Annotated in this window: 20 protein-coding genes and 1 pseudogene; 12 read left to right on the top strand and 9 right to left on the bottom strand. The window is 70.7% G+C overall.

Annotation, left to right across the window (positions count from 1 at the left end; all coding sequences use genetic code 11):
- Nucleotides 1-9 precede the first annotated feature (9 nt).
- The 4 genes from ABZ396_RS13630 to ABZ396_RS13645 all read right to left on the bottom strand — a co-directional run bounded on the left by ABZ396_RS13630 (nt 10) and on the right by ABZ396_RS13645 (nt 5107).
- Nucleotides 10-1389, bottom strand: coding sequence for a citrate:proton symporter (locus ABZ396_RS13630; RefSeq protein WP_358915478.1), 1380 nt, complete (start codon nt 1387-1389; stop codon nt 10-12).
- Nucleotides 1390-1511: 122 nt separating this feature from the next.
- Nucleotides 1512-3752 (bottom strand): molybdopterin oxidoreductase family protein, encoded by a 2241-nt coding sequence (locus ABZ396_RS13635; RefSeq protein WP_358915480.1) that lies wholly within the window; start codon nt 3750-3752, stop codon nt 1512-1514.
- A gap of 109 nt (nt 3753-3861) precedes the next feature.
- The gene (locus tag ABZ396_RS13640; RefSeq protein WP_358915482.1) at nt 3862-4479 is read right to left on the bottom strand and encodes a TetR/AcrR family transcriptional regulator; all 618 of its coding nucleotides are present in this window, start codon (nt 4477-4479) and stop codon (nt 3862-3864) included.
- Nucleotides 4480-4543: 64 nt separating this feature from the next.
- On the bottom strand, nt 4544-5107 hold the full coding sequence (locus ABZ396_RS13645) for a hypothetical protein (protein ID WP_358915484.1): 564 nt from the start codon (nt 5105-5107) through the stop codon (nt 4544-4546).
- Between the two features lie 157 nt (nt 5108-5264).
- On the opposite strand from ABZ396_RS13645, the gene hmgA reads away from it, so the two are divergent.
- The 3 genes from hmgA to ABZ396_RS13660 are packed head-to-tail and all read left to right on the top strand — an operon-like array spanning nt 5265 to nt 8560.
- Nucleotides 5265-6620, top strand: coding sequence for a homogentisate 1,2-dioxygenase (gene hmgA / locus ABZ396_RS13650; RefSeq protein WP_358915486.1), 1356 nt, complete (start codon nt 5265-5267; stop codon nt 6618-6620).
- A 26-nt stretch (nt 6621-6646) separates the two neighbouring features.
- Entirely contained in the window at nt 6647-7396 is a 750-nt protein-coding gene (locus ABZ396_RS13655) for a GntR family transcriptional regulator (protein WP_358915488.1), read from the top strand.
- Between the two features lie 12 nt (nt 7397-7408).
- Complete coding sequence (locus ABZ396_RS13660; RefSeq protein WP_358915490.1) at nt 7409-8560, top strand: type ISP restriction/modification enzyme; 1152 nt, start codon at nt 7409-7411, stop codon at nt 8558-8560.
- A gap of 22 nt (nt 8561-8582) precedes the next feature.
- Here the strand turns inward: ABZ396_RS13660 and ABZ396_RS13665 are convergent, their stop codons facing one another.
- Complete coding sequence (locus ABZ396_RS13665; protein WP_358915492.1) at nt 8583-9290, bottom strand: TetR/AcrR family transcriptional regulator; 708 nt, start codon at nt 9288-9290, stop codon at nt 8583-8585.
- A gap of 63 nt (nt 9291-9353) precedes the next feature.
- On the opposite strand from ABZ396_RS13665, the gene ABZ396_RS13670 reads away from it, so the two are divergent.
- The 3 genes from ABZ396_RS13670 to ABZ396_RS13680 all read left to right on the top strand — a co-directional run bounded on the left by ABZ396_RS13670 (nt 9354) and on the right by ABZ396_RS13680 (nt 12353).
- Entirely contained in the window at nt 9354-10289 is a 936-nt protein-coding gene (locus tag ABZ396_RS13670; protein WP_358915493.1) for an ATP-binding cassette domain-containing protein, read from the top strand.
- The gene (locus ABZ396_RS13675) at nt 10286-11062 is read left to right on the top strand and encodes an ABC transporter permease (protein WP_358915495.1); all 777 of its coding nucleotides are present in this window, start codon (nt 10286-10288) and stop codon (nt 11060-11062) included. Before ABZ396_RS13670 ends, ABZ396_RS13675 begins: the two co-directional genes overlap by 4 nt.
- Before the next feature lie 94 nt (nt 11063-11156).
- Complete coding sequence (locus ABZ396_RS13680; protein ID WP_358915497.1) at nt 11157-12353, top strand: CaiB/BaiF CoA-transferase family protein; 1197 nt, start codon at nt 11157-11159, stop codon at nt 12351-12353.
- 15 nt (nt 12354-12368) lie between these two features.
- Here ABZ396_RS13680 and ABZ396_RS13685 read toward each other — a convergent pair whose 3' ends face one another.
- From ABZ396_RS13685 to ABZ396_RS13695, 3 genes are all read right to left on the bottom strand, one after another.
- Nucleotides 12369-12638 (bottom strand): hypothetical protein, encoded by a 270-nt coding sequence (locus tag ABZ396_RS13685; RefSeq protein ID WP_358915499.1) that lies wholly within the window; start codon nt 12636-12638, stop codon nt 12369-12371.
- 127 nt (nt 12639-12765) lie between these two features.
- On the bottom strand, nt 12766-13569 hold the full coding sequence (locus ABZ396_RS13690) for an anti-sigma factor (protein WP_358915501.1): 804 nt from the start codon (nt 13567-13569) through the stop codon (nt 12766-12768).
- The gene (locus ABZ396_RS13695) at nt 13566-14108 is read right to left on the bottom strand and encodes a sigma-70 family RNA polymerase sigma factor (protein WP_358915503.1); all 543 of its coding nucleotides are present in this window, start codon (nt 14106-14108) and stop codon (nt 13566-13568) included. Before ABZ396_RS13695 ends, ABZ396_RS13690 begins: the two co-directional genes overlap by 4 nt.
- 206 nt (nt 14109-14314) lie before the next feature.
- Here ABZ396_RS13695 and ABZ396_RS13700 point away from each other — a divergent pair, with 206 nt between their 5' ends.
- The 4 genes from ABZ396_RS13700 (at nt 14315) to ABZ396_RS13715 (ending at nt 20636) form a co-directional block, all read left to right on the top strand.
- Nucleotides 14315-15841 carry a DUF4331 domain-containing protein gene (locus tag ABZ396_RS13700; RefSeq protein ID WP_358915505.1) on the top strand — a complete coding sequence of 509 codons (1527 nt, stop codon included), beginning with the start codon at nt 14315-14317 and terminating at the stop codon, nt 15839-15841.
- Nucleotides 15842-16016: 175 nt separating this feature from the next.
- Entirely contained in the window at nt 16017-17423 is a 1407-nt protein-coding gene (locus tag ABZ396_RS13705) for a tetratricopeptide repeat protein (protein WP_358915507.1), read from the top strand.
- A gap of 29 nt (nt 17424-17452) precedes the next feature.
- Nucleotides 17453-18988, top strand: a complete 1536-nt coding sequence (locus tag ABZ396_RS13710) for a sulfite exporter TauE/SafE family protein (RefSeq protein ID WP_358915587.1) — start codon at nt 17453-17455, stop codon at nt 18986-18988.
- Between the two features lie 46 nt (nt 18989-19034).
- A complete protein-coding gene (locus ABZ396_RS13715; protein WP_358915509.1) occupies nt 19035-20636 on the top strand; it encodes a serine/threonine-protein kinase in 1602 nt (533 codons plus the stop codon).
- A 52-nt stretch (nt 20637-20688) separates the two neighbouring features.
- Here the strand turns inward: ABZ396_RS13715 and ABZ396_RS13720 are convergent, their stop codons facing one another.
- Complete coding sequence (locus ABZ396_RS13720; RefSeq protein WP_358915511.1) at nt 20689-21486, bottom strand: SGNH/GDSL hydrolase family protein; 798 nt, start codon at nt 21484-21486, stop codon at nt 20689-20691.
- A gap of 608 nt (nt 21487-22094) precedes the next feature.
- Here ABZ396_RS13720 and ABZ396_RS13725 point away from each other — a divergent pair.
- Nucleotides 22095-23024: pseudogene (locus ABZ396_RS13725) on the top strand (S8 family peptidase); the annotation flags it as partial.
- Nucleotides 23025-23163: 139 nt separating this feature from the next.
- Nucleotides 23164-23598, top strand: coding sequence for a hypothetical protein (locus ABZ396_RS13730; protein ID WP_358915513.1), 435 nt, complete (start codon nt 23164-23166; stop codon nt 23596-23598).
- Nucleotides 23599-23803 lie beyond the last annotated feature (205 nt).

Genomic DNA, 23803 nt, shown 5'->3' on the forward strand with positions numbered 1-23803 from the left:
CGGAGTAGGTCAGATGATCCCGAACAGGATTCCTGCCCCGAGTACCACGAGTGATGTGAGCACGGCCCACTTGACGACGAAGCGCGTGTGGTCGCCGAACTCGACCTTGGCCATGCCCACCAGGACGTAGACGGCTGGCACGAGCGGGCTGGACATGTGCGGCGGCTGGCCGATGATCGAGGCGCGGGCGATCTCCAGGGAGGAGACCCCATGGGCGTGGCCGGCTTCGGCTAGGACCGGGAGGATGCCGAAGTAGAAGCCGTCGTTGGACATGAAGTATGTGAGCGGGATGCTCAGCAAGCCGGTGACGAGGCCCATGTGCGGGCCCATGCCGTCGGGGATGTTGTCGACGAGCCAGGTGGCCATGTGGTCGACCATGCCGGTGCCCTGGAGGACGCCGGTGAAGACGGCGGCGGCGAAGACCATGCCGGAGACGTTGAGGACGTTCTCGGCGTGGGCGGCGAGTCGGGCCTTCTGGGCGGGCATCTGCGGGAAGTTGACGGTCAGCGCCAGCGCCGCGCCGAGCAGGAACAGCACCGGGATCGGCAGCCACTCCATGATCATGGAGGTGAGCAGGGCGACCGTGAGCAGCGCGTTGAACCAGTACAGCTTGGGGCGCAGGGTCTCGCGGTGCGGGTCGAGGCCCTTGACGTCGTCGTCGGCCGCCGGCTCCTCGGGCAGACCCGGGCCCGAACCACCGGTACGCGCGAGGGACTTGCCGGCACCCACGAGGACCGTCTCGGTCTCCTCCACCAGCACCTCGTCCAGCGTCAGCACACCGAGCCGTTTGCGCTCACGGCGGCCGAGGACGTACGCGAGGGCGATCACGAAGACCAGGCCGACGGCGAGCGCCGGGATCATCGGCACGAAGATGTCGCTGGCGTCCACCTTCAGGGCGGTCGCCGCACGGGCGGTGGGACCGCCCCAAGGGAGCGTGTTCATCACGCCGTTGGCCATCGCGGCGACACCGGTCATCACGACCAGGCTCATCTTCAGCCGCTTGTACAGCGGGTACATCGCCGAGACGGTGATCATGAAGGTGGTGGAGCCGTCGCCGTCGAGGGAGACGATCGCGGCGAGCAGGGCCGTACCGACGACGATCCGCAGTGGGTCGGCCTTGCAGAACTTCAGGATCCCCTTGACGACCGGGTCGAAGAGGCCGACGTCGATCATCACACCGAAGTAGACGATCGCGAACATGAGCATCGCCGCGGTGGGGGCGAGGCTGGTGACGCCGTCGATGACGTAGTCGCCGAGCTTGGCGCCCTTCCCGACGAACACGCAGAAGAGCGCGGGGATCAGCACGAGCGCCGCGATCGGCGACATCTTCTTCAGCATGATCAGGACCAGGAAGGTCGCGATCATGGTGAAGCCGAGGATGGTCAGCATGAGTGGAATACCTAACGTTCGCCCTTGAACTCCCACCAGGGCCGGCGGTGCGATGACGTTAGGTCCCGTCAAACGTCGTTAACAAGACGTTGACACGCGAGCAATAAGCGCAAAACTCCAGGTCACGAGGTTGCGGTGATCGTTGTGACGTCCACGGGCACTCCGTTGAGGACGGCGTTGCCGGACAGCGGGTCGAGCAGGCTGCCGTCGAGGAGCTGGTTGACGTTGACGCCGGGGACGGTCGCGGCGTGGCTGAGCCGGGTGCCGGGGCGGTCGTGGCCCCAGCCGTGCGGCAGGCTGACGACACCGGGCCGGACGCCGTCGGTGACCTCGGCGGGGGTGACCACCTCTCCCCCGGCGCCCTTGACGCGTACGTCGGCCCCGTCGCGCACGCCGAGCCGTTCAGCGTCCTCGGGGTGAATGTGCAGGGTGCAGCGGTTGGTGCCGCCGGTGAGGGCGGGCACGTTGTGCATCCAGCTGTTGTTGGAGCGCAGGTGCCGGCGGCCGACCAGGACCAGGCCGTCAGGGCGCCGGGCGAGCGCATCGCGCAGCCGGGGCAGGTCGTCGGCGAGCGGCCGCGGCAGCAGTTCGATCTTGCCGCTCCTGGTCTTCAGGGGCTGCGGCAGGCGGGGCTTGAGGGGTCCGAGGTCGATGCCGTGGGGGTGGTCGAGCAACCGCTCCAGGGAGAGCCCGTCGGGCCGGACGCCGAAGCCGTCGCCGTAGGGGCCGAGGCGCAGCATCATGTCGAGCCGGCGCTCGGGGCCGGTGTCCCCGGTCAACTGGGCGGCGAGTTCCTGCGGGTCGCGACCGTGCACCGGGGAGTGGGCCTCCTTGACCGCCTTGCCCAGGGTCTGGCCGATGACCATGTCGTCGACGGCGGACGGGTCGGCGCCGTGCATACCGCTGACCGCCAGCACCAGCCGGGCCAGGATCTCGGTCTCCGCCATCCGGCCGGGCTCGAGCGGGACGGCGGGGCGGGTGTAGCGGACTTGGTTGCGTACGGCGAGGGTGTTGAAGGCGAAGTCGTGGTGCGGGCTCTGCGCGGGCGGTGGTGGGGGCAGCACCACGTCGGCGTGGCGCGCGGTCTCGTTGAGGTAGGGGTCGACGCTGACCATGAAGTCGAGGGAGTCCAGGGCCTTGTCGAGGCGGGCGCCGTCCGGGGCGGAGAGCACGGGGTTGGTGGCGACGGCGATGAGGGCCCGGACCGGCTCGCCCTCGGCGGTCGCGGTGTCGATCTCCTCGGCGAGCGCGGACAGCGGCAACTCGCCCTTCGCCTCCGGGTGTTGGCTGACCCGGGAGTGCCAGCGCCCGAGCGCGAAGCCACGGCCGGGCCCGGCCGGTCGCGGGGTCCTGTCGGTGGCGGCCTGCGGAAAGAGCGCGCCGCCGGGGCGGTCGAGGTTGCCGGTGAGGACGTTGAGGACGTCGACGAGCCAGCTGGCGAGGGTGCCGTGCGGGACGGTGCAGCTGCCGATCCGGGCGTATACGGCGGCGGCCCGGGCGGTGGCGAGTTCACGGGCCAGGACACGGATGGTCCCGGCGTCGACGTCACAGGCGTGGGCGACCGCGTCCGGCGTGAAGTCGCCGAGTTCGGCGCGGAGTTCGTCAAGGCCCTCGATGTGCGGGGCGAGGTCGCCGAGGTTCACCAGACCCTCCTCGAAGAGGACTTGGGCCATCGCGGCGAGCAACAGGGCGTCCGTGCCGGGCCGGATGGCGAGATGCCGGTCGGCGAGCCTGGCGGTGCGGGTGCGGCGCGGGTCGATGACGGTGAGGGTGCCGCCGCGGGCCTTGAGGGCCTTCAGCTTGCCCGGGAAGTCCGGGGCGGTGCACAGGCTTCCGTTGGACTCCAGGGGGTTGGCGCCGATGAGGAGGAGATGGTCGGTGTGGTCCAGGTCGGGCACGGGGATGGCGTTCGCGTCGCCGAAGAGCAGTCCGCTGGAGACGTGCTTGGGCATCTGGTCGACCGTGGACGCGGTGAACACGCTCCGGGTGCCGAGGGCGGCGAGCAGCACCTGCGGGTAGAGGGCGCCGGCCATGGTGTGGACGTTGGGGTTGCCGAGGACCAGGCCGACGGAGTGGGCGCCGTGGCGTTCGACGACGGGCCGGATCCCGGCGGCGACCGCGTCGAAGGCCTCCTGCCAGGTGGCCTCGCGCAGTTCGCCGTCCCGGCGGACGAGGGGCGTGCGCAGCCGGTCGGGGTCGCCGTCGACGGCACCGAAGGAGGCGCCCTTGGGGCAGATGAAGCCCTTGCTGAAGACGTCGTCGCGGTCACCGCGGGCGCCGGTGACACGGGTGCCCTCGATGGTGAGGGTCAGGCCGCAGGTGGCCTCGCACAGAGGGCAGATGCGCAGGGCGGTGCGGGGCATGGGGGGCCTCCCGGGAGTCATGGAACTCGCGCCGAGCATACCGAGCGGTATGCCGGGTGGGGAGCCCCTGCCGGGGACGAGGTCGGAAATCCGCGGGTTGCCCGGAGCATCAGTCCAGCACGCGCGCCAGATAGGCCCGCAGCAGTTCCCGCGTCTCCGTGATGATCGTCTCGTCGCCCTCCGGGTCCATCCGGAAGGACAGGTGGACCAGGGTGTCGGCGGTCTCCACGGCCACCAGAAACGTGCGGCGCAGGGCCTCGTCCGGGGCGCGGCCGATGTAGTCGGAGAGCAGGTCGGTCAGGCGGTCGGCGACCCTGCGGTTGGGTTCGACATGGCGGGCGCCGACCGGGATCTGGTTGCCGAAGTCGACGAGCGAGAAGCCGGGGGCGGTGCGCTTCATGGCCAGGTACTCGTCAAGGACCGCATCCATCGCCGCCCGCCAGTCGCCCTTCGGGGCGTCCTTCAGGCGCTCGGTGACCTGCTCGGTGTAGCGCTCCAGGTTGCGCTGGGCGAGCGCGTCGACCATCTGCCGCTTGTTGCCGAAGAAGCGGTAGACCGAGCCGATGGGCACCCCGGCGCGCACCGCGACCGCCCGGGTGCTCAGCTCCTCGTAGCCCACCTCGTCGAGGAGGGCGGCGCAGGCGTCGAGAATCCTGGTCAGCCGTTCCGCACTGCGGCGCTGGACGGGAGCTTTGCGAAGCGAGGGCGCTTGGGGCACGGGCTTCATGATGCCTTTCCGCGGGGATCAGGTGAACCTCACCCCCCAGTACGGAGACGGATGGCCCCTGCACTCATCCGGCGGGCGTGCCGCTCGTACCGGTCATCGTGCGGGTCGCCGCGGATGCCGATGCCGACGTCTCCGCGCCGGACGCCGTGACGTCCGCCGTGCTCTCGACCGGTTTGCCGTGCACGGCCCACACCGTGCCGTCGTCCGCGTAGAGCCGGGCGGTGATGTGGTGGGTGCCGTGCGGGACGAGCCGGGCGGGGAGGTGGTAGGCGGCGGTGCGCAGCCGGGTCACCAGGCCGCCGTCCACGAAGAGGTAGGCGAGGCCGCGCCCGGCGACCGCCCGCGCCGCGGTGCCGGCCCGGGAGAAGTGGAAGCGGCGCACGTCGAGCCGTACGTCCCAGCCTCCGGCGTTGTCGGGCGTGACCACCGTGCCCACTTCCGGGGCCTGCTTCCTGCCGATCTCCCGGTAGTGGCGTCCGCTCCGGTCCGTGTTCTCGAGGATCTTGCCCACCGGTGAGGGCGACCCCGTCTCCCGCTGCTCGTGCGCCTCCCCGGTCCCGCACCCCGCCGCCGCGACCAGCAGCACGCAGACCGCGAGCGCGCCAGGCAGTCCACGCGTCCACGACATGCCCGGGAGCGTAGAACAGCGCGCCGGAGACCGGATCCCCCTGAAGTCGGGTTCTCGTCCTCCCCCGCGGGGATGATCCCGGCCCTCTTGCACCGGCCCCCACTCAATCCTACGGTGATGCATAGGAATCAGGGACTCACAGGCCCAGGGAGCGATCATGAGCGATGGGGGCACCTCCCGCGCGAACGTGTTCGAGCGTGAGGAAGCGCGGAAGACCGCCGAGGGACTGACGTATCTCCCGGGGTTCGGCAACGAGCACTCCTCGGAGGGGGTGCCGGGCGCCCTGCCCGAGGGCCGCAACTCCCCGCAGCGCGCCCCCCTCGGCCTGTACGCGGAGCAGCTCAGCGGTACGGCCTTCACCGAGCCACGGGCCCACAACCGCCGCTCCTGGCTGTACCGGATCCGCCCCTCGGCCGCCCACCCGGCGTTCACCCGGGCCGCCGGCGACGGGGCGCTGCGCACCGGCCCCTTCACGGACGTCGCCCCGGACCCGAACCGGCTGCGCTGGAACCCGCTGCCGGAGCCGGAGCCCGGTACGGACTTCCTCGCGGGCCTGTGGACCCTCGGCGGCAACGGCGACGCGACCCAGCGCACCGGCATGGCCGTGCACCTCTACCACGCCAACTCGTCGATGGAGCGGGTCTTCTCCGACGCGGACGGCGAGCTGCTGATCGTCCCGGAGCACGGCGGACTGCTGCTGCGCACGGAGTTCGGCCTGCTGCATGCGGAGCCGGGACATGTGGCGCTGATCCCCCGTGGGGTCCGCTTCCGTGTGGAACTGCTGGATGCCACGGCCCGGGGCTATGTGTGCGAGAACTACGGCTCGCCGTTCCGCCTCCCCGACCTGGGCCCGATCGGCGCCAACGGTCTCGCCAACGCCCGGGACTTCCAGGCCCCCGTCGCCTCCTACGAGGACGTCGAGGGCCCGGTGGAGGTGGTCAACAAGTTCTGCGGCAACCTGTGGACCGCCACATATGACCACTCCCCACTGGATGTGGTCGCCTGGCACGGCACACATGTGCCGTACATCTACGATCTCCGCCGTTTCAATGTGATCGGCACCATCTCCTACGACCACCCCGACCCGTCGATCTTCACGGTGCTCACCTCCCCGTCGGACACTCCCGGCCTGGCGGGCGTCGACTTCGTGGTCTTCGCCCCGCGCTGGCTGGTGGGCGAGAACACCTTCCGGCCGCCGTACTTCCACCGGAACGTGATGAGCGAGTACATGGGCCTGATCGAGGGCGCCTACGACGCGAAGGCGGAGGGGTTCCTGCCGGGCGGGGGGTCCCTGCACAACATGATGTCGGCGCACGGTCCGGACCGGGAGACGTTCGACCGGGCGAGCGCGGCCGAGCTGCGGCCGCAGAAGGTCGACGACGGTCTGGCGTTCATGTTCGAGACCCGCTGGCCGGTGACGCTCACCCCGCAGGCGGCGACCGCCGAGCACCTGCAGCAGCGCTACGACGACGTGTGGCAGGGCCTGGAGCGCCACTTCCGGCCCTTGCACTGAAGATGCCCTACCGGTACGGATGGCCCGTGACCTCCTTCGCCCCGGACTCGATCGTCCTGAACCGCAAGCTGCCGCTCTGGTATCAGGTGTCGCAGTCGCTGCGCGCCTCGATACTCGGCCGCTCGCCCCGGGACCCGCTCCGGCTGCCCACCGAGGAACAGCTGGCGGAGCACTACGGGGTGAGCGTGCTGACCATGCGGCAGGCGCTGAAGGAGCTGGAGGACGAGGGCCTGATCAGCCGGCACCGCCGCCGGGGCACCTTCATCGAAGCGGACGCCCGGCGGGGCACCCCGGTACGGCTGCTCGGCTCGGTGGACGCGATCGTGGCCCAGCAGTCCGGCATGACGGCCGAGCTGCTGGACCACGGCACGGCACCCGTGACCGGCGAACTCACCGAGTACTTCCCGGATCTCGACGAGGTGGCGACGTACCACCGCCTCCGCAGCGACCAACAGACGGGTGAGCCGACCAACCACGCCCGCAACCACGTCCGCCCCGAACTGGCCGCGCGCATCGACCCGGAGGACCTGGCCCGCCGGCCCATGACCAAGGTGCTCCGCGATGTGGTCGGCGCGGACATCAGCCGTATCACGGACACCATCGAGGCCCGTCTGGCCGACCCGGAGACCGCCCGGCTGCTCCGGGTCCCGCTCCTCAGCCCGATCCTGCACTACACGGGCGTCACCTACGACACCGCCGGCCGGGTCCTGGACCTGGCGGTCATCCACTACCGGGGCGACCGTTTCTCCTTCACGGTCACCCTCGACGCCACCTGAACTCGTCGTACGATGCCGGGCGTGACGCACGACGACGCTCCGCTGCTGGCGGACCTCATGCCGTGGTCCGTCGCACCACTACGGCTCGGCCGGGGGTGGCCGACGGCCCCCGACCCGGCGACCCTCAAAGCGCGCTGGGACGCCCTCCTCAGGGCAGAAGGCCCCGACCGCGAGACCCTGTTCGAGCCGACGCGCGCCCGGACGGTCCACTCGGCGGTGGCCCAGCTCCCGGGCCGGCCGACCGGCACGGAGCGGCTGGAGCAGGCCTCGTCCCTCTGCCCTGACCCGGTCCGCGTGCTCTCGGCCCCCTTCGACGAACAGTGGCTGATCCCGGACCACCGTCTGATCGACACGGCCCGCCCGGAGTTGTGGCGGACGGCGGACGACCACCAGATCTTCGCGGTGGAGTCGGCGGAGGGCATGCCGTTGCTGGCGACCTCCCTGCTTCCCACCCTGCGCGCCGGCCGTATCCGCCCGCTGTACCGCCGCCCCGGCGGCACGGAACCGAACCTGACACCGGGCCTGCTGAGGCACCTTGCGGACCGTCTGGACCGCGCTCTCACCCCGCTGGACGTCCTGGCCTGGACCCTGGCGACGATCCGCCCGGACCACACGGTTCCGCTCACCGAGGACCCCGGCCTCTGGTCGCAGGGCGTGGAGTTGGGCCGCCGAGCCCTCTGGCTGCTCCGCCGCGACGGCGAACGCCCCAAGCTCCCCGGCGGCCGCCGCCCCTACGTCCGGTCCCCCCTCCCCTCCCGCCCGCTCACGATCCTCTACGACCCCGAGGAGGAGACCATCCGCATCGACGAGGGCCGCATCTCCCCGGTGCCGCCGGAGGCGTGGGAGTTCGCGATGGGTGAGGTGAAGATTCTGGAGGCGTGGTTCGCGGCACGGACGACGACGGCGGAACCAGGAACTCTGGCGGCGATCGCTCCGCAGACCTGGCCCCAGGCATGGACGTCGGACCTGCTCGAACTGATCGCTGTCCTGGCCTTGCTGTCCGAGGTACGCGACCGTCAGGCCGAGTTGGAGATCAGGGCACCGATCACGTCAGCGGACCTGACGGCAGCGGGCGTACTCCCACCACCGGAAGCGTCCCGCAAACCGGCATCGATCCTGGAGCACACGGAAGAAGGGCCGGCCGGCCAGCTCACGCTGCTGTGACTGGCCAAGACCCCGCGGCCCACTACGACGCGAACCCGTCCAAAACCCTCTCCAGAGCCCGTCTGAGGACCCCCTCCAGATCGATCGGCCCCGAATCCTCCGCGAACGCCGCGGCCATCCTCGGATACGCCCCCGAAGCGATCTGCCCCCCGAGATAGGCGATCCGCACCGCGTTCTCCTGCTCCTCCGACCACGGCAGACTCCGGGCCCGCTCGGCCGTGTCGATCTCGTTGCGCACATAGGTGGTCACCACCCCGTTCACCATGGCGACCAGTTCCAGCTTCGTCCCGTACGGCGCGTCCAGCGGATCCAGGCAGGCCAGACAGTGCTCCAGATACCGAAGCGCATGGGGGCTGAACCCATAGACCGGTGACATGAGACGCGGCATCCACGGATGCCGGTGCATCAACTCCCGCGTCTGCTCGGCGACCCGCAGCATGTCGGCCCGCCAGTCCCCCGTCGGCTCCCACAACTCGTGCTCCGAGCTGGCCGCGTCAACCATCAGCTCGTACAAGTCCTCCTTGCGGGGGACATAGTTGTACAGGGACATCGTCCCGCACCCGACCGCGGCCGCCACATGCCGCATCGACACGGCGTCCAGCCCCTCCGCATCGGCGATCCGCACCGCGGCCGCCGCGATGTCGGCGCGGGTGAACGCCGGCTTCGGCCCCCGCCCCGCCCGCTCGGGGCGCGCCCAGATCACCTCGGGTCCGGCCCCTCGGACTGACATCGATCATCACCTCGTCCACCATGCTAGTTACGTACGCCGTACGTAGTGCGCTATGGTCACCCCATGACTACTGCGTACGCTGTACTTAGTGAAGGTCTGGAGAAGCGCTTCGGCGCTGTGCACGCCCTGCGCGGCCTCGATCTGGCCGTCCGGCAGGGCTCGGTCTGCGGACTGCTCGGGCCGAACGGAGCGGGGAAGACGACGGCCGTACGGCTGTTGACCACGCTCCTTCGCCCCGACGCCGGCTCCGCCCACATCGCGGGGCACGATCTCGTAAGGGAGGCGGCGGCCGTGCGCCGCAGCATCGCCGTCACGGGCCAGTACGCCTCGGTCGACGGCGATCTCACCGGCCGCGAGAACCTGCGCCTCTTCGCCCGGCTGCACCGGGTGCGGGGACCGAACGACCGGGCGGCCGAACTTCTCGACCGCTTCGGCCTCACCGGTGCCGCCGACCGCAAGGCCGCCACGTACTCGGGCGGTATGCGCCGGCGCCTCGACCTCGCGGCGAGCCTGGTCCGCCGCCCGGAGGTGCTGTTCCTCGACGAGCCCACCACCGGCCTCGACCCGGTCAGCAGGAACGGCATCCGGGACGCGGTGCGGGAGCTGGCGGCGCACGGTACGACCGTTCTGCTGACCACGCAGTACCTGGAGGAGGCCGACCAGCTCGCCGACGACATCGTGCTGATGGACGAGGGCCGGGTGGCGCAGACCGGCACACCCGCCGAACTCAAGGCGCTCATCGGCTGGTACGCGGAGGCGGTGGTCGCCGATCCGGACGCACTGCCGAAGGCCGCCGCCGTTCTCGACCACCTCACCGGAACCGAGCCCCAGTTCGACCACGACCGGCACACCGTCGGCGCCCTCACCACCGACCCGACGCTCACGCTCCCCCGCCTGGTACGCGAACTCGACGCGGCAGGAGTGCCGTTGCTCGACGCGAACCTCAGGCCGCCGACCCTGGACGACGTTTTCCTCCGACTGACGGGAAGTCCCGCATGAGCGCGCTCGCGTACGACGGCGCGGCGATGGTGGGCCGGCAGCTGCGCCGGGTCCGCAACAGCCCGGGCCTCGCGGTCCTCACCCAGATGATGCCGGTCAACATGCTGCTCTTCTTCGGCTACGTCTTCGGCAGCGCGCTGGCGATGCCGGGCACGGAATATCGCTCCTTCCTCGTGCCGGGGCTGCTGGTGGCGACCGCGGCCGGCGGGGTCATGACCGGGATGTTCCAGGCCGCCCAGGACACCCACCGGGGTGTGATGGACCGCTTCCGGACCATGCCGGTGAGCCGGGCCGCCGTACCACTGGGGCAGGCCGTGGCCGATCTCGTCGTCACCACGGCGGGTACCGTGCCCCTGCTCCTGGTGAGCCTCGCCGTGGGCTGGCGGGTCGAGGGATCGGCCCTCGCGGCCGCCGGCGCGGTGGGCCTGCTGCTCCTGTTCCGGTTCGCCTGCACGACCGTCGGCATCTTCCTCGGTCTGCTCACCCGCAGCGAGGACGCGGCCGGTCAGCTCGGCGCATCCTCCTTCGTGCTGCCGCTGCTCTCCAACGCCTACATTCCCACCGGCAACCTTCCCAGCTGGCTGCGCACGCTGGCCGAGTGGAACCCGATCAGCGCGGTGACGACGGCCCTGCGCGACCTCTTCGGCAACGCGCCCGTCCCCGAGGGTGCGGCCTGGCCGGTGGCCCACCCGGTCGCGGGCTCGCTCGCCTGGAGCGCGGTCCTGATCGCCGTCTTCCTGCCACTGGCGGTACGCCGGTACGGCCGCGGCTGACAGGACCGGCAGCACTGGCAGCTACCGCGCGTCGGCCGACCCGCGGTAGCTGCGCTGCTGACAGAACCGCCGGTCACGGGACATGATCCAGCCCATGGACCGTCTCCCGCTGCCCCTGGAGGGCATCACCGTCGTCGCCGTCGAGCAGGCCGTGGCCGCCCCCTTTGCCACCCGGCAGCTCGCTGATCTGGGTGCAAGGGTCGTCAAGGTCGAACGGATCGACGGCGGCGACTTCGCGCGCGGTTACGACACCGCCGCCCAAGGGCTCGCCTCGCACTTCGTCTGGTGCAACCGGGGCAAGGAGTCCATCGCGCTGGATCTGAAGGACCCGCGCGGCCTGGACGTCGTGAGAAGACTCGTCGCGGACGCGGACGTCTTCGTGCAGAACCTCGCGCACGGGGCCGCCGCCCGGCTCGGTCTCGACGCGGCCACGCTGTGCGCCGCGCACCCCCGCCTGATCGCCGTGGACATCTCCGGATACGGCGCGACCGGGCCGTACGCCGGCAAACGTGCGTACGACATGCTGGTGCAGTGCGAGGCCGGACTGGTGTCGGTGACCGGGACGCCGGAGCAGCCGGTGAAGGCCGGGATCCCGGCGGCGGACATCGCGGCGGCCATGTACGCCTTTTCGGGCGTCCTCGCGGCGCTGGTGCGGCGCGGGACGACCGGGCGGGGCGGGCCGGTGGAGGTGTCGATGCTGGACGCTCTGGCCGAGTGGCTGGGGCATCCGCTGCATCACACCCTGCACGGCGGGACCCCGCCCGAGCGCACCGGTCTCGCGCACGCGGTGATCGCGCCGTACGACGCCTATCCGACCGCGGACGGCGGCCGGGTGCTGCTGTCGGTGCAGAACGACCGGGAGTGGCGCCGGCTGGCCGACCAGGTCGTCGGGCGGCCGGAGCTGGGTACGGATCCGGCGTTCGCGACGAACGCGGCGCGGGTGGCGAACCGCGCGCGGACCGATGAGCTGGTCGGGACGGCACTCAAGACGGTCGACGCCGACGAGGCGGTGGCCCGGCTCGAAGCCGCGGGCATCGCGTGCGCGCGGCTGCGGGATCTGCACGAGGTGGCGGAGCATCCGCAGCTGGCGGCCCGGGAGCGGTGGCGGGAAGTGGGGTCGCCGGTCGGGCCGCTGCCTGCGCTGCTGCCGCCCATCACGCTGCCGGGCGGGGACGAGGCGCGGATGGGGGATGTGCCCGCGCTCGGGCAGCACACCGAGGCGCTGCTGCGTGCCGTGGGGATGACGGACGCCGAGATAGCAGCGCTGCGCCGGGACGGTGTGGCTGCCTGAGCGCGAGCCTGCCGGTCAGTGCTTGTTGCCGCCGAACAGCGAACGGCGCAGCCGACGCAGTGGCGCGAAAAGGGAGACGCGACTGACCCGCACACCCCGGTCGCTGCGCTGCGCGGGTTCACGCGAGGTCAGCTCACGCATCAGCGACGTCGCCTCGACCGCCTGCTGCTGCGGTATGGCGGGACCCGCCAGTACCGACAGATGGCGGTCGAGACGCGAACTGGTCGCGCTGCTCCCGCAGGTGATCGCAGGAACCCTCGCCCTGCTGCGTGTTATCTGCTCCATGTCACTCCCCACCCGTACGAGTCCACCCGGCCCGGGCAGGGTAACCCTATCGCCCCGATGGGGCACTCGTGTATCGCGGTCACAGGATTCACCTTTCCCCGCAAGGGTGTTGACGACCCCTCTTCGATCACTCTCGGAATCCAACCGATTTCAGGGCGAGTTGGACAAGTGGCTGGCTGGTGGGCTGCTCTGAGCCGCCCGCGGGCTCGACGGTCACGGCGAGTGACGTGGCGGACCTGTTGAGACCCGTGGCGACCAAGGGCGTGTCGGCCTTGAAAAGCCCGAGGGAGCGCGGTTGCGCATGGGGGCGCATGAGCCAGAGCTGGTGCACGCGCCCCTGCGACAGGGTGCCGTATCCGCTGAGCGTGACGACGGCCTGCCCCTCCGATGCGGAGGCCACCGCTCCGATACTGCGGCCCTGGGCGTCCTTTCCGCTGGTCGCACGGGCGTCGGTCGCGGCCAGAACGTGGGCGATCTCACGCGACTGGGCCCGCTCGGCGTCCAGCTGGTCCTGTGTCCTGCCGGCCTGCACGGCGAAGAGGGAGGCGACGACCAGCGCGGCGGCCGCGGTGGCGGTGGCGAACGGCACGAACAGGGGGCGCGGCCGCCTGCGCGGCGGCGGGGGCTGCACGCCCCAGACATGCGGCGGCAGATTGGGGACGCGCTCGCGGCCGGGGGCCGGTTCCTGCGGGGTGGCGCGTACGGCGGCCAGTACCCGGTCGCGCATCGCGAGGGGCGGCGGGGCGGCCGCGGACCAGGCCAGCCGTACCGCGTCCTCGGTCAGCACCCGGACCTCGGTGGCGCACCGCTCGCAGTCCTCGAGGTGCTTCTCGAAGCGGCGCCGCTCGCCGGGCTCCAGGGCGTCCAGGGCGTAGGGCGTGGCCAGGGAGTGCAGGTCCTCGCGGTGCAGCAGGCGGCGGACCAGGCTCACGCGGCACCTCCCAGGCAGTCGCGCAGCCGGGTGAGTCCGTCGCGCATCCGTGTCTTGACCGTGCCCAGCGGCAGCTTGAGCCGCTCGGCGACCTCACGGTACGTGTAGCCGTCGTAGTAGGCGAGGGTGACCGACTGCCGCTGGAGGGCGGTGAGGCGGTCCAGACAGCGGCGTACCCATTCGCGCTCCAGGCCGGCCTCCACCTCCTCGGCGACCTGGTCGAAGGCGGGTTCGCCCGCCCGCAGCGCCTCGCGCTGTTCGCGTTCGCCGGCCGCGCGGGCGCTGCGCACCCGGTCGACGGCGCGGCGGTGGGCGAGGGTGAGGATCCAGGACAGGGCGCTGCCCCGGCCGGGGTCGAACTTGGGTGCGGAGCGCCAGAGTTCGAGGAGCACCTCCTGGGCCACCTCCTCGGACTGGGCGGGGTCGCGGACCACCCGTCGTACGAGACCGAACACCGGACCGGACACCAGTCCGTAGAGGTCCTCGAACGCCTTCTGGTCGCCGGCCGCGACGAGCACCAGCAGTTCGTCCGCCTCCACCCCGTCCCCCCTTCTGTGGCCGCACCCGGGCCGTCCTCCCACACCAGGCATTCGCAACTGACGCACCTCCGGCAGAAGTACGTATCCAAGTGCCGAAAACGCGGGTCGAGCAGGAAGGAAAGAATTTTTCCTTCGGACCAATCCGAACGGCCCCCGTGCTCCGTATACCCGTCCGTCAAGCAAGTTGGGACCCAGGGACGGACGGCATGACACCTCTAATCTCCAGGAGCGGTGCGGGGCGCAAGGGCCTTGTCTCGCTCGTCTGTGGGGCACTGGCCACCGGCGGGATCACAGCCGCCGGCGTCGCCGCGCTGGAACCGGGAGCGGCCTCTGCCTCCTCCCACCGGGAAGCCCCGCTCATCTCGGGGACCCCGCAGTACGACAACACCGACCTGTACGCCTTCGTCAGCCCGGACAAGCCCGACACCACGACGATCGTGTCGGACTACATCCCCTTCGAGGAGCCGGCCGGCGGCCCGAACTTCTACCAGTTCGCCGACGACGCCCAGTACGACATCCACGTCGACAACAACGGCGACGCGCTCGACGACATGATCTTCCGCTACACCTTCCACACCCAGATCAAGAACAAGAAGACGTTCCTCTACAACACCGGTGTGGTCAGCAACCTGACCGACCCCGACCTGAACGTCACGCAGTCGTACGACATCGACCTCATCAAGCTGAAGAAGGGGAATGAGCAGTACAAGACGAAGATCGCCGACGACATCCCGGCGGCTCCGTCGGACGTCGGCAAGGCGTCGATGCCGGACTACGCGAAGCTGCGTTCCCAGGCCGTCTACAAGACGGCCAACGGTGGCGCGACCTTCGCCGGCCAGGCCGACGACCCGTTCTTCGCCGACCTGCGCGTCTTCGACCTGCTGTACGGCGGCAACCTCAGCGAGGTCGGCCGGGACAGCCTCAAGGGCTACAACGTCAACACGATCGCCCTCCAGGTGCCCAACGACCTGATCCAGGAGTCGTCGAAGCAGCCGGTCGTCGGCATCTACGCGACGACCCGGCGCAGGAACGCGCAGGGCTACTACTCGCAGGTCTCGCGTCTCGGCAACCCGCTGGTCAACGAGGTCGTCAACCCGCAGAAGGACAAGGACAAGTTCAACGCGTCCCAGCCCAAGGACGACGGGCAGTTCCTGAAGAACGTCACCAACCCGGAACTGCCGAAGCTCATCCAGCAGACCTACAACATCAAGGCGCCGTCCGAGCCCCGCAACGACCTCGTCGACGTGTTCCTCAAGGGCGTCAAGGGCCTCAACCAGGTGTCGTACGTGACCCCTTCGGAGATGCTCCGCCTGAACACGTCCATCAAGCCCACGGCCCAGCCCAAGCGGCTCGGTGTCCTGGACGGCGACAACGCCGGCTTCCCGAACGGGCGCCGGCTCACGGACGACGTGATCGACGAGGCGCTGCAGGTCGTCGAGGGCGAACTGGTCGGTTCCAAGAACGACCTGGGCGACGCGGTCGACAAGAACGACAAGGGCTTCGAGAAGTACTTCCCGTACGTGGCCGAGCCGACGGCAGGTTCGCGCGGTGCGCTCGCCAAGGGCACGGCCGCCGGGAGCAGCACGAAGAGCGCGCTGGGTGACGCCCTGGCCGGCTCCGAGGGTAACAACACGACGCTGATCGCCGGGTCCGCGGCCGCGGGTGCGGCGGGTGTGCTGCTGATCGGGACGGCGTTCGGCTGGTGGCGCCGTCGGATGCAACGGCCGTACTGAGCGGCGGTGTGTCCGGGGCAGCCGGGCGACCGCGGATCGGCAGTGGCTGATCAGGCAGTTCCCCGCGCCCCTTGACGTGCGCCGAATGCGCCCCCATTGACCGGCGCGGCCCGCACCCGCCCAATCCCCCACGGCGCGGGCCGCGCCACCCATGCGACAGCCACTAGGAGAGGGCATGGCCCCGGGTACGAACGACAAGCAGCCCACCGAGCCGAAGGACGACGAGCGGGTCACCGCCCTGCGCCGCTTCGCCGCCGCGGGCCGGAACTGGCGGCGCGCCCGACTCGCCGGTTCCGCCGTGCTGTTGGCCATCGCGCTGACCGGCGGAGCGATCGCCTTCGGGGCGGCCCGGGACCGCGGTACGCCGATGGCCTCGTCGAGCGCCGTGTCACCGGCGCTGCTCGCGGCAGGGGATCTCGAGACGAGCATCGCCTCCCTTCAGGCCCATCTCCGCACCCAGCCGAAGGACTCCGACGGCTGGGCCACCCTGGGCCTCGCCTATGTCGAGCAGGCGCGCACCAAGGGCGATCCGTCCCGCTACCCGCAGGCCGAGAAGGCTCTCGAACGCGCGCTCCGGATCACCCCGGACAACGACCAGGCGCTGGCCGGCGAGGCCGCGCTCGCCGCCGCCCGGCACCAGTTCGAGAAAGCGCTCACCTACGCGGACCAGGCCCTCAAGCAGAACCCGTACAGCGAACGCGCCCTGTCCTCCCGTGTCGACGCCCTGGTCGAACTCGGCCGCTACGACGAGGCGGCGACGGCGGCCGACCTGGCCGACCAACGCAAGCCGGGCGTACCGGTGTTCACGCGGTACGCCTATGTGCGGGAGCTGCGGGGTGACGTGAAGTCCGCGCAGCGCGTGCTGCGACAGGCGCTGTCCGCCGCGACCTCGAAGGGTGACATCGCCTACGTGGCCGGGCAGCTCGGTCAACTCGCCTGGAACCAGGGCGACTACAAGAGCGCGCTCGACCACTACACCCGCGCCCTGGCCGCCGACGAGAACTACCTCCCGGCGCTGGAGGGCCGGGCCCGCGCCCAGGCGGCGAACGGCGACCGGGCCGCCGCCGTCAAGGGCATGGAACTGGTCGTCTCCCGCTATCCGCTGCCCCAACCGCTCGTCGAGCTCGGTGAGTTGTACGAGGACCGGGGTGTCAAGGGCGACGGGGCGAAGGCCGAGGACCAGTACGCCCTGGTCGAGGCCTGGATCGCGCTCGCCCGCGCCAACGGTGTCAACGCCGACCTCGACACCGCGCTCGCCGCCGCCGACCACGGCGACAAGGCCGCCGCCCTGCGCGCCGCCCGTGCCGAGTGGGCCCGCCGCCACACCATGCACACGGCGGACGCGCTGGCCTGGGCGCTGCACGTCAACGGCAAGGACAAGGAGGCACTGCCGTACGCCCGCCGGGCCACCGCCACCGGCTACCGCAACGCCTCCTTCATCTACCACATGGGCGTGATCGAACTGGCCGAAGGCGACAAGGCAGCCGGCCGGGCCGCCCTCACCAAGGCCCTCAAGCTCAACCCCGGCTTCTCCCCGCTGGGTGCCCGCGCGGCCCGTGAGGCGCTGGAGGCCCCGAAGTGAACCTCCGCCGCACCGCAGCCCTCTTCGTCATGGCCTGCGGCCTCACGCTCCTCCCGGCCACGGCCGCGAGCGCCCACCCGCTCGGCAACTTCACCGTCAACCGGTACGACGGTCTCGTCGCCGCCCCCGGACAGCTCCGTGTCGACCACGTAGAGGACCTGGCCGAGATCCCGGCGACCCAGGCCAAGCCCGATTTGAAGCGGCTGGGCACGGCCGAGTGGGCCGAGCAGCGCTGCGCGACCGCGGCCGGCGGCAGCAGGCTCACCATCGACGGCGAGGCGACGCCCCTGACTGTCGGGTCGAGCCAGGCCGAAATGCGCCCCGGTCAGGCCGGGTTGAACACCCTGCGCGTCGAGTGCCGCTTCACCGCGTCCCTCCCCAAGGGCACCACGGCCGCCCTCACCTTCCACGGCGCGGGCACCACCACCGGTCCAGGCTGGCGCGAGATCACCGCGCGCGGGGACCGGATGACGCTGACGAGGACGGACGTACCGAAGACGTCCGTCTCCCATGAACTCACCAGCTACCCGAAGGACCTGCTCTCCTCCCCCGCGGACATCGCGACCGCCGCCGTGCACATCCGGCCGGGCGGCCCGGCCCTCACCGAGGAACGGCAGGACGCCCCGGGCGCCGCGATCCTCCCCCGGGGCGTCGACCGCTGGACCCAGGCCCTCACCGACCTGGTCGCCCGCAACCACCTCACCGTCGGTTTCGCGGCGCTCGCGCTGTTCATCGCGATGGGCCTCGGCGCGATGCACGCGCTCGCACCCGGCCACGGCAAGACCCTCATGGCCGCGACGGCGGCGGCCCGCGGCGGCCGCGCCCGCCTCCGCGACGTCCTCCCCCTGGCCGCGTCCGTCACGGTCACCCACACGCTGGGCGTGGTGGCCCTGGGCGTACTGGTCACAGCAGGCTCGGCGGCCACCCCGTCGGTGATCGCATGGCTGGGCATCGCGAGCGGCGCCCTGGTGCTGCTCGCGGGCCTGAGCCTGTCGCGAAGGGCTTGGCGGAACAGGGTCCACCAGCATCGGCACCACGGGCACAGCCACGCGGAGACCGAGGAACGCCAACTGGCCCTTGTCGGCACGGCACACAGCGGCGGGCCCACCCACGATCACGGTCATGGGCCAGACCACGATCGTGCGCACGACCACGATCACGCGCAGGACCATCTACACACCCACACCCATGGCGGCCACACCCACACCCACCCCACGGCCCCCACTCTCCGCGGCACCATCCTCCTCGGCTTCGCCGGCGGCCTCGTCCCCAGCCCCTCCGCCGTCGTGGTGCTCGTCGCTGCCGCCGCCCTCGGGCAGGCCTGGTTCGGGCTGCTTCTCGTCGTCGCCTACGGCGTCGGTCTCGCCCTGACGCTGACCGCCGCCGGGTTCGCCGTCGTCAGGCTGGGTACGGGAATGACCCGGGCGCTGGACAAACGCCCTCGCTGGACCACCCACCCCGTGGTCACGCTGGTCCGCAGGACCACCCCGCTCGCCTCGGCGCTCGTGGTCGTGGCCCTGGGCACCGGATTGGTGCTCAAGGGGGCCGCGTCCGCGCTGGGCTGAGTTACGTTTGTGATGAGTTCGCGCGAGCTGCCGTGGGGGGGCACCCGTGACCGAAGAGCCGGGCCGTGAGCGAGTGATCGCGGGCCGCTACCGACTGGTGTCCCCGCTGGGCGAGGGCGGCATGGGCACCGTGTGGCGGGCCCGGGACGAGGTGCTCGGCCGTGAGGTCGCCGTCAAGGAGGTGCGGGCCCCGGCCGGGTTGCCCGGCCCCGACGTCGAGCGGATGTACGCCCGTCTGGAGCGCGAGGCCTGGGCCGCGGCCCGGGTCGCGAACCGCAATGTGGTGACGGTATACGACGTGGCGATGGAGGGCGGACGGCCCTGGATCGTCATGGAGTTGGTCCGGGGGGTGTCCCTCGCCGACGTGCTGGACGCGGAGGGCCCGATGTCCCCGCAGCGGGCCGCCGGCATCGGCGCCGAGGTGCTGTCCGCGCTGCGGGCCGCGCATGCCGCCGGGGTGCTGCACCGGGACGTGAAGCCGGCCAACGTGCTGCTGTCGAACGACGGACGGGTGGTGCTCACCGACTTCGGGATCGCCACCGTCGAGGGCAGCTCGGCGCTGACCATGACCGGCGAGGTGATCGGCTCACCCGAGTTCCTCGCCCCGGAGCGGGCGTTGGGGCGGGCGTTGGGCCCGGAGTCCGATCTGTGGTCGCTCGGTGTGCTGCTGTACGCGGCGGTGGAGGGCACCTCCCCGTTCCGGCAGGACACCCCGCTGAGCACTCTGCGTGCCGTGGTGGACGAGGAGTTGCCGCCGCCGTACCGGGCCGGGCCGCTCGCCCCCGTCATCGAGGGACTGCTGCGCAAGGACCCGGCCGACCGGCTGCCGGCCGAACAGGCCGAGCGGGACCTGCGGTCGGTCGCGGCCGGGGGCACGCCCCATACAGCGGCCACCATTCCGATTCCGGCGCCGTACGACGCCCCGACCCGGGCCGTCCGCCATCCTCAGCCTCCCTTCCCCACACCACCGTTGCCCACGCCCATCCCCACAGCCACCCAACCGCCCGCTGTCGACCGCGACCGCTCCCGCAGCGCCGGGGTGCTGCTGCTCGTCTGCCTGGTGCTGGTCGTCCTGGCGCTGGGCGGGCTGACGTACGTCCTGCTCAACCGTGGCGACGGTGGCGGGAACGGCGGCAACACCGGCGCGAGCCAGTCGGCCGGCAACCTCGACTCCCCGGCGCCCAGCCCGAGCCGTGGCGCCGAGTCCGGGTCGCCGTCGCCGTCGCCGTCCGCGAGCAGCAGCGCGCCGGCGCAGAGTGTGAAGGTCAGCGTGGCCGGGTCCCGCACCGACTACTCGGGGACCTGTCCGCCGTCGACGGCGCAGGCGCCCGCCTTCACGGCGACGTTCACGGTCGGGAGCGTGCCCACGGAGGTGCAGTACCGGTGGGTGTTGAAGAACGGGTCGCTCGACGACCAGGGGTGGAAGACGCTGTCCTTCCCGGACGGCGGCGGGAAGACCCGGCAGACCAGGGTGACCGTGACGACCTGGTCCGACCGCGGGACGCTGAACGACACGATCGCCGTCGAGGTACGCAGCCCGGTGACGACCACGTCCAACTCGGTGCCGTTCTCGGTGACCTGTACCGAGACGACGGAGACCCCGACCGGCGGGGCCTCCTCTTCGCCTTCACCTTCAAGCTCGTACTGACTCGTACTCACTCGTGCCGAAGCCTGGTGAAGCGCACTGACGTACTACGGCCTCACGCGTTGTTGGTCAGGACCGGCAGATAGCCGCCGGACTGGCCGGCCGCGGTGGGGTGGTACGACACGCCGATGTCCAGCCAGTTGACGCTGTGCAGCCAGGAGCTGCCGGAGCAGATCTCGTGGCCGGAGAACGTGGAGCGGACGTCGCCGAAGACGAAGCCGTGGTCGGCGGCGCGCTTGGCGATCGCGGCGTCGATGTAGTCGGCGGCGTTGTTGATCGCGGAGCGCTTGGTCTCGGAGAGGCCGAGGCAGGTGGTGCCCAGCTTGTAGAAGCGGGGGTAACCGATGACGACGACCCTGGCGTTGGGGGCCTTGGCGCTGATCGCGTTGTAGACGTTGTCGAGCTTGCCGGGGAGCGGCGAGTCGACGTAGGCCTTCGCGGTGTTGATCCGGGACAGACAGGTGCTGTCGGAGCTGGTCACACAGGTCGTCATGACATCGGCGAAGCCCGCGTCGTTGCCGCCGATGGTGATGGAGACCAGGGCGGTCGAGGAGCTGAGCGAGCCGAGCTGACCGGAGAGCACGTCGCCCGTGGTGGCGCCCGAGCAGGCGAGGAACGAGAACGAGGACGGACTGTGGGCGGCGTTCCACAGGTAGGGGTAGGCGTTCGTGCTGCGGTCGCAGCTGCCGCTTGAGCTGATGTAGCTGCCGGCGCCGACGCCTGACGAGTACGAGTCGCCGAGCGCCACATAACCCCCGGACGCGGCCTGCGCCTCCGTTGCGGCACCGGCGAGAGTGAGGCCGGTGGCGAGGAGGAGCGAAGTCACGTATGCCGTAATTCGGGAACGTCTCATGGAACCTCCCTTTAGCAGGATCTCTGCCACAACTGTCGTACCAACTACGCGTGTTGACGGGAAGTGTTCATGCCAAAACTTTTCAGACCCTCAACCAGCCCTAACCGGACCGATCCTGTGCGTTCCCGGCGTGCTTGATTACGTGTCCATGACAGGTGTCTGACGCGTCGTCAACTCCCTGCCCTTTGCCTGCGGAAAACCGATTCTTTACTCGGCCCCCGAGCGGAACGCGACACTCCCGGGCCGTGTGCGCGAAGCCGTGCGCACACCCCCACACCTGCGCGCGCCGGACCCGGACGCGCGCCGCCTCACATAGCCACTAAGGGCTGCCATCGAACTCCTGTCCGTTGCTCCACTCTTCAGGATGGAGCAACGGACATCCTCGTCCCGGCAGCCCGGAGGGGCGCAGAACCGCTACTAAAGTCGACTTGTCCGACAGCGCAGTTGGCGGACCTACCGCCGGACGGGCGGGAAGTGACACCTGTGGAGGCCCGTGTAAGACCGATCTCCCCGGAGACCGGCAAGGGCCTGTGAAGCAGGAACCCGTGGTGGTACCGCGAAGCGGTACGGACTGAAATCTCCAGCCCTTGGGCTGGCGAGGGCGTCAATCGGCCAAGCTCTCGGCAATCCTGGCCGTGAGACTAGCCGCCGACCTGGCGGTGACCGCGGTCGCGCAGGACCAGACGGTCCGTCTGACATCAGGCGGTCCAGCGCCCCCCTGGGGCCTGGACCGCATCGACCAGACGAGCCTTCCGCTGTCCGGCACCTACACCTACCCGGCCACCGCGGGCAGTGGGGTGACCGCCTATGTCGTCGACACCGGTGTGCGCATCACCCACACCCAGATCAGCGGCCGTGCCTCCTACGGCTACGACGCGGTCGACGGCGACACCATCGCCTCCGAAGGCAACGGCCACGGCACCCATGTGGCGACGACCATAGCGGGCTCGACGTACGGCGTCGCCAAGAAGGCCAAGATCGTGGCGGTGCGGGTGCTGGACAACAACGGCTCGGGCACCACCGCCGGCGTGATCGCGGGCATCGACTGGGTGACCTCGAACCACACCACCCCGGCGGTCGCCAACATGTCGCTCGGCGGCTCGGCCTCCACCTCGCTCGACACCGCGGTCTCCAACTCCATAGCCAGTGGGGTGACCTACGCGATCGCGGCGGGCAACAGCAACGCCAACGCCTCCTCGTACTCCCCGGCCCGGGTCGCGACCGCGATCACCGTCGGCGCCACCACCAGCTCCGACGCCCGGGCCAGCTACTCCAACTACGGCTCGGTCCTGGACATCTTCGCGCCCGGCTCATCCATCACCGCGGGCTACAACACCAGCGACACCGCCACCGCCACCCTGTCGGGCACCTCGATGGCCACCCCGCACGTGGCGGGCGCGGCCGCCGTGTACCTCGCGGGCCACACCTCGGCCACCCCGTCCCAGGTCGCCACGGCTCTGGTCAACGGAGCCACGTCCAACGTGCTCACCGGCGTGCGCACCGGCTCGCCGAACAAGCTCCTGAAGCGCGTGTCGTAAAGGAAGTCCAACGACTTGTTCCCCGGAGGCACCAGGCGTCTCCGGGGAACGGTCTTGTCCGGAGACCCGCTTGACGCCCCCCGTTCTCCTGCGCGACATTGAAGCCCGGCATCCGGCGCCTTGGGGGGCAAAGTCGGCCATGCAGACCATACGGCTCAAGACACCATCGCCAGAGGGTGACGACCGGGCACGGCCAGGACCGGGGAGGGACCTGGGGCCGCTGCTCGCGGGCGCCGCGACAGCCGTCGCCGGGACCGGCGCGCTGCTCGCACTGACCGGCTCGGGCTCGCCACCGCGCGTGCCGTTCACGCTCTTCTTCCTGCTCGCCGCGCCGGCCGTGGCGATCGGCCTGGCGCTGCGCGGGCTCGATCCGTTCGCCCGGACGCTCACCGCACTGGCGGGCGCCGTCGCCCTGGACATGCTGATCGCCCAGGGGATGCTCGCCACGCACCACTGGTCCTGGCGCGGCGGAATCATCGCCGTGACCGGGATCAGCATTCTCCTGCTTCTGCTGGTACGGCTGCGACCAGTGGAACGAATTCTCCGACGGACCGGGAAAATCCGTTCGAGTTGAAGAACAAACTCGGCCAAAGTTGCGTAACGGCCAAACCAACAAAAACGTGAGGCCCAGTTCCAGGCCTTGCCATACTGGTTCAATCATCAATACCGTCATACATCTCACCCGCATCGGATCGTCACCAAGCGGCTCAAGGGGAGGGCTCAGGACCGCGACGTTCCGGAGCGGGGCGCGGTAGGGGGGTGCCGTGCTCGGTGACCGC

This window comes from Streptomyces sp. NPDC005866 (assembly GCF_040629895.1).
Classification (GTDB): Bacteria; Actinomycetota; Actinomycetes; order Streptomycetales; family Streptomycetaceae; genus Streptomyces.

Excerpts from the sequence above, each read along its gene's own strand:
- ABZ396_RS13630 (WP_358915478.1), bottom strand. The coding sequence starts at position 1,389 with ATGCTGACCATCCTCGGCTTCACCATGATCGCGACCTTCCTGGTCCTG.
- ABZ396_RS13635 (WP_358915480.1), bottom strand. The coding sequence starts at position 3,752 with ATGCCCCGCACCGCCCTGCGCATCTGCCCTCTGTGCGAGGCCACCTGC.
- ABZ396_RS13640 (WP_358915482.1), bottom strand. The coding sequence starts at position 4,479 with ATGAAGCCCGTGCCCCAAGCGCCCTCGCTTCGCAAAGCTCCCGTCCAG.
- ABZ396_RS13645 (WP_358915484.1), bottom strand. The coding sequence starts at position 5,107 with ATGTCGTGGACGCGTGGACTGCCTGGCGCGCTCGCGGTCTGCGTGCTG.
- hmgA (WP_358915486.1), top strand. The coding sequence starts at position 5,265 with ATGAGCGATGGGGGCACCTCCCGCGCGAACGTGTTCGAGCGTGAGGAA.
- ABZ396_RS13660 (WP_358915490.1), top strand. The coding sequence starts at position 7,409 with ATGCCGGGCGTGACGCACGACGACGCTCCGCTGCTGGCGGACCTCATG.
- ABZ396_RS13665 (WP_358915492.1), bottom strand. The coding sequence starts at position 9,290 with ATGTCAGTCCGAGGGGCCGGACCCGAGGTGATCTGGGCGCGCCCCGAG.
- ABZ396_RS13670 (WP_358915493.1), top strand. The coding sequence starts at position 9,354 with ATGACTACTGCGTACGCTGTACTTAGTGAAGGTCTGGAGAAGCGCTTC.
- ABZ396_RS13675 (WP_358915495.1), top strand. The coding sequence starts at position 10,286 with ATGAGCGCGCTCGCGTACGACGGCGCGGCGATGGTGGGCCGGCAGCTG.
- ABZ396_RS13680 (WP_358915497.1), top strand. The coding sequence starts at position 11,157 with ATGGACCGTCTCCCGCTGCCCCTGGAGGGCATCACCGTCGTCGCCGTC.
- ABZ396_RS13685 (WP_358915499.1), bottom strand. The coding sequence starts at position 12,638 with ATGGAGCAGATAACACGCAGCAGGGCGAGGGTTCCTGCGATCACCTGC.
- ABZ396_RS13700 (WP_358915505.1), top strand. The coding sequence starts at position 14,315 with ATGACACCTCTAATCTCCAGGAGCGGTGCGGGGCGCAAGGGCCTTGTC.
- ABZ396_RS13705 (WP_358915507.1), top strand. The coding sequence starts at position 16,017 with ATGGCCCCGGGTACGAACGACAAGCAGCCCACCGAGCCGAAGGACGAC.
- ABZ396_RS13710 (WP_358915587.1), top strand. The coding sequence starts at position 17,453 with ATGGCCTGCGGCCTCACGCTCCTCCCGGCCACGGCCGCGAGCGCCCAC.
- ABZ396_RS13720 (WP_358915511.1), bottom strand. The coding sequence starts at position 21,486 with ATGAGACGTTCCCGAATTACGGCATACGTGACTTCGCTCCTCCTCGCC.
- ABZ396_RS13730 (WP_358915513.1), top strand. The coding sequence starts at position 23,164 with ATGCAGACCATACGGCTCAAGACACCATCGCCAGAGGGTGACGACCGG.